General features: G+C 72.6%; 11 protein-coding genes. 7 read left to right on the plus strand and 4 right to left on the minus strand.

Features of this window, described 5'->3' with window-relative positions; translation table 11 throughout:
- Positions 1–12: 12 nt before the first annotated feature.
- Complete coding sequence (locus RGQ06_RS00180) at positions 13–363, minus strand: metallopeptidase family protein (protein WP_432428181.1); 351 nt, start codon at positions 361–363, stop codon at positions 13–15.
- Between the two features lie 43 nt (positions 364–406).
- On the opposite strand from RGQ06_RS00180, the gene RGQ06_RS00185 reads away from it, so the two are divergent.
- Genes RGQ06_RS00185 through RGQ06_RS00200 form a run of 4 tightly spaced genes read left to right on the plus strand, consistent with a single transcriptional unit; the run spans position 407 to position 4,370 of the window.
- Positions 407–2,338 carry a UvrD-helicase domain-containing protein gene (locus RGQ06_RS00185; RefSeq protein WP_432428246.1) on the plus strand — a complete coding sequence of 644 codons (1,932 nt, stop codon included), beginning with the start codon at positions 407–409 and terminating at the stop codon, positions 2,336–2,338.
- The gene (locus RGQ06_RS00190; RefSeq protein WP_432428182.1) at positions 2,335–2,829 is read left to right on the plus strand and encodes a DUF2505 family protein; all 495 of its coding nucleotides are present in this window, start codon (positions 2,335–2,337) and stop codon (positions 2,827–2,829) included. Before RGQ06_RS00185 ends, RGQ06_RS00190 begins: the two co-directional genes overlap by 4 nt.
- Before the next feature lie 9 nt (positions 2,830–2,838).
- Positions 2,839–3,630 (plus strand): exodeoxyribonuclease III, encoded by a 792-nt coding sequence (locus tag RGQ06_RS00195; protein WP_432428183.1) that lies wholly within the window; start codon positions 2,839–2,841, stop codon positions 3,628–3,630.
- Complete coding sequence (locus RGQ06_RS00200) at positions 3,627–4,370, plus strand: PaaI family thioesterase (protein WP_432428184.1); 744 nt, start codon at positions 3,627–3,629, stop codon at positions 4,368–4,370. Before RGQ06_RS00195 ends, RGQ06_RS00200 begins: the two co-directional genes overlap by 4 nt.
- A 1-nt stretch (position 4,371) precedes the next feature.
- Here the strand turns inward: RGQ06_RS00200 and RGQ06_RS00205 are convergent, their stop codons facing one another.
- Positions 4,372–5,976 (minus strand): NYN domain-containing protein, encoded by a 1,605-nt coding sequence (locus tag RGQ06_RS00205; RefSeq protein WP_432428185.1) that lies wholly within the window; start codon positions 5,974–5,976, stop codon positions 4,372–4,374.
- Between the two features lie 132 nt (positions 5,977–6,108).
- Here RGQ06_RS00205 and RGQ06_RS00210 point away from each other — a divergent pair, with 132 nt between their 5' ends.
- The 3 genes from RGQ06_RS00210 to RGQ06_RS00220 are packed head-to-tail and all read left to right on the plus strand — an operon-like array spanning position 6,109 to position 8,826.
- A complete protein-coding gene (locus RGQ06_RS00210; RefSeq protein ID WP_432428186.1) occupies positions 6,109–6,765 on the plus strand; it encodes an HAD-IA family hydrolase in 657 nt (218 codons plus the stop codon).
- Between the two features lie 26 nt (positions 6,766–6,791).
- Positions 6,792–7,601, plus strand: coding sequence for an alpha/beta fold hydrolase (locus tag RGQ06_RS00215; RefSeq protein WP_432428187.1), 810 nt, complete (start codon positions 6,792–6,794; stop codon positions 7,599–7,601).
- 7 nt (positions 7,602–7,608) lie between these two features.
- Positions 7,609–8,826 (plus strand): SpoIIE family protein phosphatase, encoded by a 1,218-nt coding sequence (locus RGQ06_RS00220; RefSeq protein ID WP_432428188.1) that lies wholly within the window; start codon positions 7,609–7,611, stop codon positions 8,824–8,826.
- Here RGQ06_RS00220 and RGQ06_RS00225 read toward each other — a convergent pair.
- Entirely contained in the window at positions 8,820–12,443 is a 3,624-nt protein-coding gene (locus RGQ06_RS00225; RefSeq protein WP_432428189.1) for a multifunctional oxoglutarate decarboxylase/oxoglutarate dehydrogenase thiamine pyrophosphate-binding subunit/dihydrolipoyllysine-residue succinyltransferase subunit, read from the minus strand. The genes RGQ06_RS00220 and RGQ06_RS00225 overlap by 7 nt on opposite strands.
- 52 nt (positions 12,444–12,495) lie before the next feature.
- The gene (locus RGQ06_RS00230) at positions 12,496–15,642 is read right to left on the minus strand and encodes an ATP-binding protein (protein WP_432428190.1); all 3,147 of its coding nucleotides are present in this window, start codon (positions 15,640–15,642) and stop codon (positions 12,496–12,498) included.
- Between the last annotated feature and the right edge of the window lie 23 nt (positions 15,643–15,665).

Raw genomic sequence — 15,665 nt, forward strand, 5'->3', positions numbered from 1 at the left:
AGGATGGTACGTCTACGCCCAGCCCAGCTCGTGGAGTCGCTCGTCGTCGATGCCGTAGTGGTGGGCGAGCTCGTGGATGACGGTGATGCGCACCTGCTCGGTCACCTCGTCCTCGGTCTCGCACATCGAGCAGATCGGCAGCCGGTAGATCGTGACCCGGTCCGGCATGGGCGGGCCGCCCGCGCCGTAGTCGCCTCGCTCGGTCAGGGGGATCCCCTCGTACAGGCCGAGGAGGGAACCGGTGGGTCGCCCGGTGCGGATGCGGACCATCACGTTCTCGAGCCCCTGGGCCAGCGGGCCGGGCAGCTCGTCCAGGGCGGCCGCCACCAGCTCCTCGAATCGATCGGGGTCGACGTCCACCATCGCCGCCGACGCTACCGGGGCAGCCTCTAGCCTCCGGGTCGTGATGGACCCCGAGGCGGTGCTGGCCGGCCTGGACGACGACCAGCGCCGCGCCGCGACCTCACCGGCGACGCCTCTGGCCGTCGTGGCGCCCGCCGGTTCGGGCAAGACCCGGGTCCTCACCGCCCGGGTCGCCCACCGCATCGCGGCCGGCGAGATCGAGCCCGCCCACGTCCTGTGCGTCACGTTCACCCGAAAGGCCGCCGGCGAGCTCACCGGCCGCCTGCGGCGCATCGGCATCCGCGACCGCATCGAGGCCGGCACGTTCCACGCCGTGGCGTGGCGCCAGCTGCGGGACCGCTGGTCTGCCCAGGGCCGCACCGAACCCCAGCTGCTCGATCGCGTCCGCCCGTTCCTGCGCGAGCAGCTCGATGTCACCGCGCCGGCCGTGCTCACGGAGCTGGCCAGCGAGATCGGGTGGGCTCGGGCTCGCATGGTCCGCCCCGACGGCTACGCCGATGCGGCGCGGGCGGCCGGTCGTCGCACCCGCCAGCCGGCCGCCGAGGTCGCCGAGCGCTTCGCCCAGTACGAGGCGGCCAAGGCCAAGCGCCACGTCGTGGACTTCGACGACCTGCTGGCCGCGTGCGCGGCCGCGATCGAGGGGGACCCGGGCTTCGCTGCCGCGCAGCGCTGGCGCTTCCGCCACCTCTTCGTCGACGAGTTCCAGGACGTGAACCCCCTGCAGTTCCGGCTGCTCGAAGCCTGGCGCGGCGACCGGTGGGACGTCTTCGTCGTCGGCGACACGCACCAGTCGATCTACGGCTGGAACGGCGCCGACCCCGGCCTGCTCGACGAGCTCGGCCGCCGGTGGCCGGCGGTCGAGACCATCCACCTCGACCGCACGCACCGCTCCACCCCCCAGATCACCGCCGCCGCTGCGTCCGTCATCGCCGCTGCCGGCCTGCCTGACCGCCACCCGGTGTCGAGCGGCGCCCCGGGCCCACCGGCGCGCTGCCTGGAGCACGAGGACGAGGTGGCCGAGGTCCGCGCCATCGGCCGGGCCATCCGACGGCGTCGAGGATCCGACCTGCCGTGGAAGGCGTTCGCCGTCCTGGCCCGGACGCACGAGCGGGTGCTCGACCTCGACCGGGGCCTCGGAGCGCTCGGTGTCCCCACACGGATGCGCCGCCAGGCCTCCCTCCTCGACGACCCAGCGGTGCGGCGGGTGCTGCACCGGCTCCGCGACGACGAGCGGCCGCTGCTCACCGCCCTCGGCGACGCCCTCCGCGGTGACGCCGACGACCCCGCCGTCATCGCGCTGGCCGAGGCGGGTGAGGGGCAGCGGACCACCGACGGCGCCATGACCGGGCGGGCCTTCGTCGGCTGGGCCTACGCCAACCTCTCCGACGACGACCACGAGCCCGACGCCGTCACGATCTCCACCATCCACGCGGCCAAGGGCCTGGAGTGGCCGGTGGTCCACATCGCAGGCTGCGAGGACGGCTCGATCCCGATCTCCTCGGCTCGACGGCGCGAGGCCCGCGCCGAGGAGGCTCGCCTGCTGTACGTCGCCGTGACCCGGGCGGAGCGGGAGGTGACCCTGCACTGGGCCCGCGCCCGCACCCACCGGGGAACGCGCCGGCCCCAGACCCGGAGCCCGTTCCTCGAGGGCTTCGAGGCGCGCGTCGCGGCGGTGACCGATCCGCCCACGTCGACCGGCGTCCCCCAGCTCGCCGCCCTCCGCGACCAGCTGCGCCCACCGGAGGTCACCGATCCCCTGCTGGCCGCACTGCGGGCATGGCGGACGGCGCGGGCCCGAGCGGCGCGGACCGAACCGGCGACGATCGTGCCCGACGAGGTCCTCGAGGAGATCGCCGTGCGCCGGCCCCACACGCGCCCGGAGATCGACGAGGTCGCCGGGCTCGGACCGGCCCGGCGCAACCGGTTCGCCGACGAGCTGCTGGCGGTCGTGGCCCGGGCGGAGCACGCGCGATGAGGTTCACCGTCGAGCAGCGGTTCCGCACCGGTGCCGAGGAGACGGCGCGGGCCTTCGCCGACCCCGACCTGTACGCGGGGTTCGCCGCGCTGCCGAAGGTGTCGGTGCCCGACGTCCTCTCCTGCGAGCGCGACGGCGAGCTGGTCCACCTGCGCATCCGCTACCGCTTCGCCGGCCACCTCTCCTCCGCGGCGCGGGCCGTGATCGACCCGGAGCAGCTGACCTGGGTGGACGAGTCCACCCACGACCTGGCTCGCCGCCACGTCCGGTTCGTGCTGCGACCCGACCACCACGCCGGCCGCTTCCGCTGCTCCGGCGACTACCGCATCGAGCCACTGGACGACGGCTGCCGCCGGCACGCCACCATCGACCTCAAGGTGTCGGCGCCCTTCGTCGGCGGCGCCGTGGAACGAGCCATCGAGTCCGGGCTCCGCGAGCACCTCGCCGACGAGACCCGGGTGGTGGAGGCCTACCTGGCGGGCCGTCGATAGGTTCGCCTGGTGCGCCTGGCCACCTGGAACGTGAACTCGCTGAAGGCCCGACTCGAGCGCGTCGAGGCCTGGCTCGGGGAGGTGTCCCCGGACGTCCTGTGCCTCCAGGAGACCAAGATGGCCGACGACGCGTTCCCGGCGCTGGCCCTCGGCGCCCTCGGCTACGAGGGCGTGCACCACGGGCAGGGCCGCTGGAACGGCGTGGCGATCCTGTCCCGCATCGGCATCACCGACGTGGTCCACGGCTTCGCCGACGGCGGCCCGCCCGACGACGAGGCCCGGCTGCTCACCGCCCGCTGCGGCTCCGCGGTGGTGGTCACCGCCTACGTCCCCAACGGCCGCGCCGTCGGGCACGAGCAGTTCCACTACAAGCTCGCCTGGCTCGAGCGCCTCGCCGCCCACCTCGACGTCGTCGCCGACCCATCCGAGGAGGTCGTCGTCTGCGGCGACCTCAACATCGCCCCCGAGGACCGCGACGTCTGGGACGTCGACGCCATCCACGGCGCCACCCACATCACCGACGACGAGCGAGCCCGCTTCCAGCGTCTCCTCGACTGGGGCCTGGTCGATGCGTTCCGCCGCTGCTACCCCGACGACGACCGGCTCTTCACCTGGTGGGACTACCGGGCCGGGAACTTCCACAAGCACAAGGGGATGCGCATCGACCACGTGCTGGTGAGCGAGCCCCTGGCCGAGCGGCTGTCCTGGTCGCTCGTGGACCGCAACGCGCGCAAGGGCACCGGCCCCTCCGACCACGCGCCGCTCCTGATCGAGGTCGCAGCCGAGGCGGTGCGGTCGTGAGCGAGGACGAGGTCCCCACCGCGTTCGGGCCGAACAGCCCGACGTGGCCGAGCCGGCTCGCCGAGCTGGCCACCGAGGAGCCCACCCCGCGCCGCCGCGAGCTGCGCCGCCTGGCCGACGCCACCCGCCGGGTGCTGCACACGATGGTGATGAACGGCGCCGACGCCGACACCCTCGCCGCAGCCGCAGACGCGCTGGAGGCCGTCGCCGACGACCTCCAGCACCACGCCCAGCCGAGCCAGTCGATCTACGAGGGCTTCGGGGAGGCGGCGACCAGCGGCAACCCGCACGGCTTCTTCGACCACAGCCCGATGCTCGGCGTGGCCAACCCGATCGCCCCGCCCATCGTCCTGCGCGGTGTCGACGAGCGCACCATGGAGGGCACCGCCACCTTCGGCCCCGCCTACGAGGGACCGCCCGGGTGCGTGCACGGCGGTTACATCGCGGCCGCGTTCGACGAGGTCCTCGGCGCCGTGCAATCGCTGTCGGGGCAGCCGGGCATGACGGGCACGCTCGTCGTGCGCTACCGCTCCCCCACGCCGCTGCACGAGCCGCTGCGCTTCACCGGCCGCTTCGAAGGTGTCGAGGGGCGCAAGATCCTCACCACCGGCACGCTCCACGCCGGCGATCGGCTCTGTGCCGAATCGGAGGGGACCTTCATCTCCGTGGACTTCGACCGGATGGCCGAGCTGCGATCGCGGCGGGCCGAACAGCAGGCCCGCCGCGACGACCAGACCTGACCTAGGAGCGCTTCGTGGCCCGCTTCGCGGCCTTCTTGGCGGGCGACTTCTTCGCCGCAGCCTTCTTCGTCGTGGCCTTCTTGGCCGGCGCCTTCTTGGCTGCAGCCTTCTTGGCCGGCGCCTTCTTCGCCGTCGACTTCTTCGCCGCAGCCTTCTTCGTCGTGGCCTTCTTGGCCGGCGCCTTCTTCGCCGTCGACTTCTTGGCCGCAGCCTTCTTCGTCGTGGCCTTCTTGGCCGGCGCCTTCTTCGCCGTCGACTTCTTCGTCGCCGCCTTCTTGGCGGGCGTCGCCTTCTTCTTGGTCGCGGCCTTCTTGGCCGCAGCCTTCTTCTTGCTCGCTGCCTTCTTGGTCGCCATGGCTGACGTCGCCTTCCTGTCCGTTGCCTTCTGGTCCGGTGCTGGCTTCTTCGCCGCAGCCCGTGCCCGGGTGCTCGATGCGGCCTTCTTCGCTGGTGCGGCCGCCTCTGCCGCGGCAGCCGCTTCGGCGGCCTCGGCATCGGCTTGCTGCTGGGCACGGAGCTTGCGGCGCTGGGAGACCGACAGCTTGCGATCCCCCTCCTCCGGCGGCCGAGCCGGCGCTGCCGCCGGGGCTGCCTCGCGGGCGGGTGCGTCGTCGGTGGCGGCGTCCTCGACGGCCGGCGCTTCGGCGTCGGGCGCGTCTTCGTCGGACACGTCGTCATCCGACGCGTCGAGCGCCATGCCGGGCATGGCGAGGTCGATGCCACGGCGTGGGGTGTCGATGGCCTTGACCACGAACTCGCGGGTCTCACCCAGCTCGAGGACCTCGCGCGCGCTTCGAGGTGGCGGGTCGGAGATGGACTTCAGCGAGATGTAGGCGCGGGTGCCGTCGCAGAGGACGTAGGCACCGTGGCTGGCGAACTGCTCGACCTCGGCCTCGATCACCGAGCCCACCGGGTGGGCGCCGACGAACTCGATGAAGGGCAGCGGCTCGTTGTAGGGCTCGGGCTCCTTGCCCCCGCGCTTGCGCCCGGCGGGCTCGTCGGCCTTGGCCTTGGCCTTGGTCCGCCCGGATGACTTCGCCGACTTGGACGACGACTTCGACCGCGACGACTTGGACGACTTCGAGGAGGACTTCGACGGGCGCTTGGACGCGGGCGTCTTCGTCTCGGCGGCCTTGGAGCCGCGGCGCTTGCGCTTCGCGTCGGACACGGCGCGGCGGCTGGTGGGCCCGCGCACCGGCGAGCGGGCGAGGAAGATCCACCCGACGCCGGGGACGTGCTTGCCACCCAGCAGGCGGCCCTCCTGGAAGAGCCAGTCGTAGGTGCCGTGGAACTCCTGGAAGGAGTCGTTGGACAAGATGATGGCGTCGGCGCGGTCGGCGACCTCGAGGATGAAGGCGTCACCGCGACCGATCACACCCGCGGGGGGCGTGATGATCTGGCCGCTGTTGACCTTCTCTTCGTACTGGTCGCGCTCGGAGGCGTCGATGCGGTGCCCGAAGGTGGCATCGACGATGACCGTCACGTTGGCGTGGTCGAACTCGGCGGTCACCGCGTCCACGGCCTCCAGCAGCTGCTGGAGGCTCGGGAGGGATCGACCCTCGGTTGCGATGTTGGATCCGTCGACGACGAGATGCGTGGTTGGCAAAGTGGGACGCAGCAGGTTCGGTGGTGCAGGGCCCGCAGCTGCGATGCCGGACCCGCTCGACGTGACCCTACTGGCGGGACGCCCGCCATCCGCGGAGCACCACCATCTCGACGTCGTGGTAGGAACGCCGCCGTGCCCGACGCCGCCCCTCAGATCACCGCCGCGCTCTTCGACTTCGGAGGCGTGATCCTGTCCAGCCCCTTCGACGCGTTCGCCGACTACGAGCGCGAGCACGGCCTGCCCGACGGGTTCATCCGCGGCCTCAACGCCACGAACCCAGACGACAACGCCTGGGCGAAGATGGAGCGCAACGACGTCACCATCCCAGAGTTCTGCGCGCTGTTCGAGGCCGAGGCCCGGGCTGCGGGCGGCGAGCTGGACGCCGCCGCCGTGCTCGCCCGCCTGCGCGGCCAGATCCGACCGGCGATGGTGGAGGCGGTGCGCCGGTGCAAGGCGCGCCTCAAGACGGCGTGCCTCACCAACAACTTCGTGGCGCCCGATGCCAGCCACCCCGAGGGACGCATGGACCCCGAGAGCTTCGACGGCGTGATGGACCTGTTCGACGTCGTCGTCGAGTCGTCCAAGGCCGGGTGCCGCAAGCCCGACCCCCGCTTCTACGAGATCGCCTGCGAGGAGCTCGGCATCGAACCGGCCGAAGCCGTCTTCCTCGACGACCTCGGCATCAACCTCAAGCCGGCCAAGGCCATGGGGATGACGACCATCAAGGTCATCGATCCGGACGAGGCCATCGCCGAGCTCGAGCGCGTGGTCGGCTTCCCCCTCCGCTGAGAGGAACGACCGATATCGTCCGGGGCGTGACCATCCGCACGCGCCACAACGTCCACGTCAGCGGTCCCGACGACGGCCAGCCGATGGTGTTCGCGCACGGCTTCGGCTGCGACCAGGCGATGTGGCGCCACGTCGCCCCCCGGTTCGCCGACCGCTACCAGGTGGTGCTGTTCGACCACGCCGGCGCCGGTGGCGCCGACCCAGCCGCCTACGACGCCGAGCGCCACGCCCGCCTCGAGGGGTACGCGACGGACGTCGTCGCGCTGCTCGAGGGCCTCGACCTGCGCGACGTCGTGTTCGTCGGCCACAGCGTCAGCGCGATGATCGGCGCCCTGGCCTCCGCCGAGGTGCCCGAGCGCTTCGCGCACCTCGTGATGGTCGGCCCCTCACCTCGCTACCTCGACGACCCCGAGACCGGCTACGTCGGAGGCTTCGTGCGGGAGGACATCGACGGCCTGCTCGAATCCCTCGGGTCCAACTACCTCGGCTGGTCGGCCGCGATGGCACCGGCGATCGTCGGCAACGCCGACCGTCCCGAGCTGGGATCCGAGCTCACCGAGAGCTTCTGCCGGGCGGACCCCGAGATCCAGCGCCGCTTCGCCACGGCCACGTTCCTCGCCGACAACCGGGCCGACCTCGCCCGGGTCAGCACCCCGACGCTCGTGCTGCAGTGCCAGGACGACATCATCGCCCCCGATGCCGTCGGCGAGTACGTCCACCGTCACCTCTCCGACAGCGAGCTCGTCCGCATGGCGGCAACCGGGCACTGCCCGAACCTCAGCGCTCCCGAGGAGACCGCCGCGGCGATCGACTCCTACCTGCGCGCCCGTCGATGACGGGCCGGTGACCGGGCCGATGTCGGCACCAGGAGCCGAACCGACCGAGGGCTACGTCCGCGCCCTGATCGAGGACGACCCGCTCGAGCTCTACGAGACAGCGCCCTGCGGCTACCTCTCCGCCGAGGAGGACGGCCAGATCGTCAAGGTGAACCGCACCTTCTGCGATTGGACCGGCTTCCGGGCCGAGGACCTCGTCGGCCGCCGGTTCCAGACGCTGCTCGCCGTCGGCGACCGCATCTTCTACGAGACCCACTTCGCCCCGTCGCTGTCGCTGCAGGGGACCGTCCGGGAGATCGCAGCCGATGTGGTGTGCGGTGACGGCCGACGCCTCCCCGTGCTGATCAACGCCGTGCGGGCGGAGGGCCCGCACGGGATGCTCCGCACGCGCATCGCCGTCTTCGATGCCCGGGAGCGACGCGCCTACGAGCGCGAGCTGCTGGCCGAGCGGGAGCGCTCCGAGCGGGCCGCCCAGGAGGCCAGGACGCTCGCCGAGACCCTCCAGCGCACGCTCCTCCCCGCGTCGATGCCGACCATCGCCGGCATCGACGTCGGCGCGGCCTACCGCCCGGCGGGCGACGGGACGGTCGTGGGCGGCGACTTCTACGACGTGTTCCAGCTCGACGATCGGGCCTGGGGCGTGAGCCTCGGCGACGTCTGCGGCAAGGGCCCGGGCGCGGCGATCATCACCGCGCTGGCCCGGCACACGATCCGGGCGCTCGCCGTCCACACCGCGTCGACGAGCTCCGTGCTGGAGGGCCTGCACCAGGCCATCCTCCGCAGCCCCGACACCGACGGCTTCTGCACGGCGCTGTTCCTCACCGCCAGCGCCGGTGCCGCCGGCGAGGTGCACCTCCGCATGTCCGCGGGCGGCCACCACCTCCCGCTCCTGGTCGGCACGGACGGCACCGTCTCGGAGGTGGGCCGCCGCGGCCACCTCCTCGGCATGCTCGAGCCGCTGCGCCTGCACGAGGCCGAGGCCACGATCGCCCCGGGCGAGTCGCTGGTGCTGTTCACCGACGGCGTGATCGAGGCCCGGCGGGGCGAGGAGCTCTACGGCGAGCAGCGCCTCCGCGAGCTGCTCGGCGACCTCCGCGACGCGGGCGCGCAGGCGCTCGCCGATGCGGTCACGGCCGACGCGGTCGACTTCCAGGGCGGCGAGCGGACGCGCGACGACATCGCGGTCGTGGTCCTGCGGGGCGCGGAGCGCCCCCCGGCTCAGTAGGACAGCGCCTTGTCCAGGATCATCGCTTGCTCCTGGTGGTGGATCTTGTTCGCGCCGGTGGCCGGGGAACCCGACTCGTAGCGAGAGACGCGCTGGATCTTGTGGCTGTCGCCGAAGCCCTCGTACAGGCGACGGCTGGCGAAGTTCCACGGGCCCATGTTCTCGGGCTCCTCCTGGAGCCAGATCAGCTCGGTGGCCTTCGGGTAGCGATCGAGCTCCTCGGCCAGGCGCGTGGCGGGCCACGGGTAGATCTGCTCCACGCGCACGATGGCCACGGGCACCTGGCGCTCGTCGCGGGCGGCGATGGCATCCTGGGCGACCTTGCCGGCGGCGAGCACGACCCGCCGCACGTCGTCGGCGTCGATCGCGCCGGTGGCCACCGCCGGGTCGGGCAGGACCTCCTCGAAGGAACCGTGCGTCAGCTCCTCGATCGTGGATCGGGCCGGCTTGGCGCGCAGCAGCGACTTCGGCGTGAACACGACCAGCGGACGCCGGACCTCCTGGTGCATCTGGCGGCGCAGGAGGTGGAAGAACTGGCCCGCGGTCGTGGCGTTGACGACCTGGATGTTGTCCTCGGCGCACAGCAGCAGGAAGCGCTCCATGCGTGCCGAGCTGTGCTCGGGGCCCTGGCCCTCGAAGCCGTGCGGCAGCAGCATGATGAGCCCGGAGTCCTGGCGCCACTTGTCGGCGGCCGCGACGATGAACTGGTCGATGATGATCTGGGCGCCGTTGACGAAGTCGCCGAACTGGGCCTCCCAGGCGACCATCGCCTTCGGGTTCTCCACCGAGTAGCCGTACTCGAAGCCGAGGGCGGCGTACTCCGACAGCAGCGAGTCGTAGATCCAGAGCTTGCCCTGGTCGTCGGCGATGTTGCCGAGCGGCACGTACTCCGCGCCGTTGGTGTGGTCGTGCAGCGTGGCGTGCCGATGGGCGAAGGTGCCCCGGCGGGTGTCCTGGCCGGCGAGGCGGATGTCGATGCCCTCGAGCAGCAGGGTGCCGAAGGCGAGGGACTCGGCCAAGCCCCAGTCGACCTCACCGGACTCCCACATCTTGCGGCGGGTGTCGAACTGCCTGGCCAGCTTCGGGTGGAGGTTGAAGTCCTCCGGCGTGGAGTCCAGCGCGGCGAACACCCGGTCGAGCACCTCGCGGTCGACGCCCGTCTCGATGTGGGGCAGCACCCCGCGCGGCGCCGGCGGCTCGGCCGCCATGTGCTCCTCCGGGGACGAGCGGGTCTCGTCGAGGGCGTCCTGGAGCCGGGCCTGGAAGTCGTCGAGCGCGGCCTCGGCCTCCTTGAGGGTCATGTGGCCCCGCTTGACGAGGGACTCGGTGTAGAGCTTGCGGACCGACCGGTGCTGGTCGATCTTGGCGTACATCATCGGCTGCGTGTAGCTGGGGTCGTCGCCCTCGTTGTGACCGTGGCGCCGGTAGCAGACCATGTCGATGACGACGTCCTTGTTGAACCGCTGGCGGAACTCGAAGGCGAGTCGCGCGGCCCGGACGCAGGCTTCGGGGTCGTCCCCGTTCACGTGGAAGACCGGCGCCTGGATCATCTTGGCCACGTCGGTGGAGTAGAAGCCCGAGCGGCTGGCCTCCGGCGTGGTGGTGTAGCCGATCTGGTTGTTGACGATCAGGTGCACCGTGCCGCCGACGCGGTAGCCGCGGATGTCGGACATCTGCAGGGTCTCGGCCACCACGCCCTGACCGGCGAACGCGGCGTCGCCGTGGATGAGGATGGGCAGGACGCTGAACGCCTCGGGCTGGTCGATCTGGTCCTGGAGGGCCCGGACCATGCCGACCACCACCGGGTCCACAGCCTCGAGGTGGCTCGGGTTGGCAGCCAGCTCGACCGTGATCTCCTGGTTGTGCCGCGAGCAGTACACGCCCTCCTGACCGAGGTGGTACTTGACGTCGCCGCTGCCCTGCACGGAGCCCTCGGGCACGTAGCCCTCGAACTCGCTGAACAGCTGGTCGAGGTCCTTGCCGGCGATGTTGACCAGCACGTTGAGCCGGCCGCGGTGGGCCATGCCCATGATCGCCTTGTCCATGCCCTCGGCCGCGGCGCGCTCGAGCACGGCGTCGAGGATCACGATGGCGGACTCGCCGCCCTCGAGGCCGAAGCGCTTCTGGCCCACGTACTTGGTGGCGAGGAACTTCTCGAAGGCCTCGGCGGCGTTGAGCCGGCCGAGCACGTGGTGCTGCTCGTCGGCCTCGAGCTCGACCTCGACCCCTTCGACCTGGTCCTGGATCCAGGCCTTCTGCTCCGGGTCCTGGATGTGCATGTACTCGATGCCGAGGGTGCGGCAGTACGCATCGCGCAGGACCTTGAGGATCTGGCGCAGCGTCAGCTTCTCCCGGCCGGCGAGGCCGCCGGTGAGGTACTCGCGCTCGAGGTCCCAGATCGTGAGCCCGTAGGTGAGCGGGTCGAGCTCGGTGTGCATGTTGGGCTCGCGCCAGCGCAGCGGGTCGAGGTCGGCCATGAGGTGGCCGCGCACCCGGTACATGTTGATGAGCCGCTGCACGGCCATCTGCTTCTCGCGCCGGTAGGCCTCCTGGTCCACCGGGCGCACGTCCTGGCGCCACTGGACGGCCTCGTAGGGGACGTCGAGGGCGCGGAAGATCTCGTCGTAGAAGCCGTCCTCGCCGAGCAGCAGCTCGTGGACGCGCTTGAGGAAGACCCCGGACTCGGCACCCTGGATGATGCGGTGGTCGTAGGTCGAGGAGATCGTGATCACCTTCGACAGGCCCAGATCGGCCAGCGTCTCGGGATCGGCCGCCTGCATCTCGGCCGGCCAGTCGATGGAGCCCACGCCCACGATCAGGCCCTGGCCCGGCATCAGGCGCGGCACGGACTGGACCGTGCCGATGGTGCCCGGGTTGGTGAGGCTGACCGTGATGCCGGAGAAGTCGTCCGGGGCCAGCTTGTTGTTGCGGACCTTGCGGATCAGCTCTTCGTAGGAGCCCCAGAAGCCGCGGAAGTCGAGGGTGTCGGCGTCCTTGACCACGGGCACGAGCAGCGAGCGGCTGCCGTCGGCCTTCTCGATGTCGACGGCGATGCCGAGGCCGACGTGATCGTTGCGCACGATGCGGGGCTTGCCGTCGGCGCCCTCGACGTAGCTGTTGTTCATCGCCGGGACCGTGTCGGCGATGGCGCGGACCACGGCGTAGCCGATGAGGTGGGTGAAGCTGACCTTGCCGCCGCGGGTGCGCCCCAGGTAGCCGTTGATGACGGCGCGGTTGACCTCGAGGAGCTTGGCCGGGACGTTCCGGTAGCTCGTGGCCGTCGGGACGGCGAGGCTGCGCTCCATGTTCTCGACGATGCGGGCACCGACGCCACGGATGGGCTCGCCGGCCTCCTCCTCGGCGGCCTCGGCCTTCTCGGCGTCGGGCTGCTTCGCCGCCGGCTTCGGCGCCGGGGCGGGCGTGGCCGGAGCACCGGCACCGTTGGTGGACGCGGGTGCGGGCGCGATGGGGTCGGCGTCGGAGTCGCGCTTGTAGTCGGCGAAGAAGTCCTGCCAGGACTCGCTCACGGACGAGGGATCGGCGAGGTACTGCTCGTACATCTCGTCGACCATCCAGGCGTTCGGTCCGACGAGATCCGGGGTCTGCTTGTCAGCCACCTGGCGAGCGTACCGCCGGTCCCCGGCGGCGCCGTTGCCCAGGACCGCCGGATCAGCCCGCGGAGGCCAGCGACCGGCACCGCTCGGCGTCGAGCGGGTGGCCGGCGGCCGCGAAGCCCGACACCGCCCGAGCGAAGTGCTGCTTCGCCAGCCCGGGGTCGCCGGCAGCGAGGCGAACGTGCCCGCGGACCTCCTCGTGGGCTGCGTGCCATGCAGGCAGACGCATGACGACCTGGGCGAGCCATGCGCTCGCCTCCTCGTACCGGAGGGCGCGATCGAGCTCACCGGCGGTGGCACACGCGATGGCTGCGGGCACGGCGAAGGTGATCCGGCACCCCGGGCAGGTCTCGAGCTGGCCCTGCACCGCGCTCTCGGCCTCGTCGACGGCCGCCAGCGCGGCCTCGGGGTCGCTCCCGGCCAGCGTGACCCGGGTCCCGTAGATCCGGTCGAGCAGGTGGAAGCCGATGTCGGTCACGCGAGCCAGGTCCAGGGCCTCGTCGAGGATCTGCGCCGCCTCGAGTGGCCGGCCGCGGTGGTGGGCGACCTCGGCCAGGCGCTGCAGGGCGTGGGCCTCGCCGACCGCTCCCCCGATGGCCCGGTGCAGCCGCGCCCCCTCCGCGAGGTCGCCCGCCGCGTCGTCGATGCGCCCGGCGTGCAGCTCGGCCTCGCCCCGGAGGTTCATGGCGAAGGCGTGGCCGCGCATCGCCCCCAGCCGCAGCGCCTCGTCGGCGAGCGCGTCTGCGAACGCGATGACCTCGTCGTAGGGACGGGCGCCGTAGAGGAAGCGCTGGGTCATGCAGAGGTGGCCGTCGAAGACCCGCACGGCGAGGTGAGGCACGTGCGCGGTGTCCCGCAGGTCGGCGAGGACGGAGTCGTGCAGCTCCCCTCGGGCGTGGGCGGCGGCGGCCTGCGCCCACGACGCGATGACGATCGATGCCGTGTCCCCGGTCTGCAGGGCGAGGCGCCGGCTCTCCGCCGCCTTCGCGGTGCCGAACGCCGGGTCGGCGAAGCCGAGCGCGGCTGCACCGGCGTAGGTGAGGGCCTCGCTCAGGCGGCCGACCACCGAGGTCGGGCTGGCGCCGGCGATCGCCTCCAGCCCACCGGCGGGATCTCCCTGCTTGATCTGGGCGAGGGCCCGCATGGCCATGAGGTCGTGGGCCGTCACCGGCTCGGCTGCGGCGATGGCGGCGTCGTAGGCGCGCAGCGCTCGGGGGTCGCCCATCATGTCGAGGGACTGGGCTTCGATGCGCAGCGCCGAGGCGTTCGCGGGATCGTGGGCGAGCACCGGCTCGACGTGGCGTCGCGCATCGGCGAAGGCGCCGAGGGCCACCGCACGCTCGGCCGCGGCGAGCGAGGGATCCACGGCCTCGGCGGGGCGCTCGCCGGCGAGCCAGTGCCGGGCCACGGCCGCCGGAGCGGCACCGCTGTCGGCCAGCGCGGCCGCCGCCCGACGGTGGACCTCGAGGCGGCGGTGCGGGGGGAGCTGGCCGGCCAGCGCGCTGCGGACCAGCTCGTGGGCGAAGCGGTAGCGGTCGCCCACGACCACGAGCACGCCGGCATCGAGCGCGGTGTCGAGGAGGTCGTGCAGCTCCGGTTCGGGGCCGGCGAACAGGGCGAGCGCCGTGGACTGGTCCAGGTCGCCGCCGCCGAGGGCGAGCCGCCGCAACCCGTCGACGTCAGCCTCGGCGAGATCGGCGAGGCGTGCCGTCATCGCGGCACCGACCGTGGCCACCGCGTCCGCGTCCTGGCCGGCGATTCGGGCAAGCTCCACCAGGATGAAGGGGTTCCCCGCCGCCTCGTCCCGGAGCCGGAGGCGGGTCGGCTCTGCCAGGTGCGGCGCGACCGCCCGGAGCAGCTCGTCGGCCTGGCGGTCCCCCAGCGGTCGCAGCTCCAGCTCGTGGCACCGACCGGCCCGGTCGAGCCGCCGCAGCACCTTGGCCAGCGACGCGTTGGCGGGCGCGTCGCGGCGCGCGAGCACCACGACGACATCCCGCACCGAGGCCGCGATGTGCCCCACCACGTCGATCGTCGCCTCGTCGGCCAGGTGGGCGTCGTCGACGACCAGCACGGCCGGCCCGCCAGCGACTGCCCGGAGGAGCTGCTGCACGGCCCCGACGACCTGGTGCCGGGAGAGCGGCCCCTCGGTCGGTCGGCCACCGAGGCCGGGAACCAGCGCGCCGAGGACCGCTGCGGCGTTGCCGGCGAGCTGCGGCAGCACGTCCCGGTCGTCCACGAGCAGCTCCTCCAGCAGCGGCAGCAGGGGCCCGTAGGGCTGGGCACCCCCGTCGGCGGTGGCCCAGAAGCACCGCCAGCCGGCCTCGGTGGCGAGCTCCCCCAGCTCCTGGCAGATGGTCGTCTTCCCCGATCCGGCGCCCCCGTGCACGACGACGGCTCCCCCGCGCCGGTCGGCGGCCGACCGCATCGCACCTTCGAGCACGGCGAGCTCGGCGTCGCGGCCGATGCACGCCACCGCATCGCTCCGGGAGCCGCTCGCCAGGCAGCGCTCGTGGAGGGTCCGAGACCGGTCGTCGGGCGCGACGCCGAGCTCGGAGGCGAGCGAGCGGCGGAGTGCGGCGTACCACCGCAGTGCCTCGGCGCGGGAGCCACGACGGAGGGCCGCCTCCATCAGCTCCTGGTGCGCCGGCTCGTCGGTGGGCTCCAGGGCCACGACATCGGCCCACCGCCCCGCGGCGCGGAGCAGGTCGAGCCGGAGCGCGCGGACGCTGCGCCGGCGGTGCTCGGCCCAGTCCTCGTAGCGAGCGACGGGGAGGAGCTCACCACCGCACGAGTCGGCGGCGGCGGCACACTCCTCCGGATCGGCGGCCGCGAGCGCGTCACCGCCGGCGACCTCGAAGGCGTCGACGTCGACCAGCACCTCTCGGTCGGGGAAGAGCGCGACGGTCCCGCCTCGGAGCACGACCGCGTCGGCCTCACCGAGCACCTGGCGGGCGTGGTGCGCCGCCTTCCGCAGGTTGTTGGCGGCGGCGTCGGGCGACAGGTGCGGCCACAGCGCGTCGCACACCTCGTCGCGGAGGAGCTGGCGACGTTCCGAGAGCGCGAGCAGCTGCACCAGCTCGGCCGAGCGGCGGCTCGGCCAGTCCCCCTCCTCCACGAGCACGTCGTCGGCGGCGACGCAGAAGCGGCCGAGGACCTCGATGCGCACCGCTGCTGCGGTCACCGACCCGTCGGCTGCAGCCACGCTGTCACCCTACGCCTCGTCCG

The sequence above is a fragment of the Salinilacustrithrix flava genome (genome assembly GCF_041228405.1).
GTDB lineage: Bacteria > Actinomycetota > Acidimicrobiia > Acidimicrobiales > Salinilacustritrichaceae > Salinilacustrithrix > Salinilacustrithrix flava.

Bases quoted from the DNA above. Each gene is read 5' to 3' on its own strand.
- RGQ06_RS00190 (WP_432428182.1), top strand. From the start codon at position 2,335: ATGAGGTTCACCGTCGAGCAGCGGTTCCGCACCGGTGCCGAGGAGACG.
- RGQ06_RS00185 (WP_432428246.1), top strand. From the start codon at position 407: ATGGACCCCGAGGCGGTGCTGGCCGGCCTGGACGACGACCAGCGCCGC.
- RGQ06_RS00180 (WP_432428181.1), bottom strand. From the start codon at position 363: ATGGTGGACGTCGACCCCGATCGATTCGAGGAGCTGGTGGCGGCCGCC.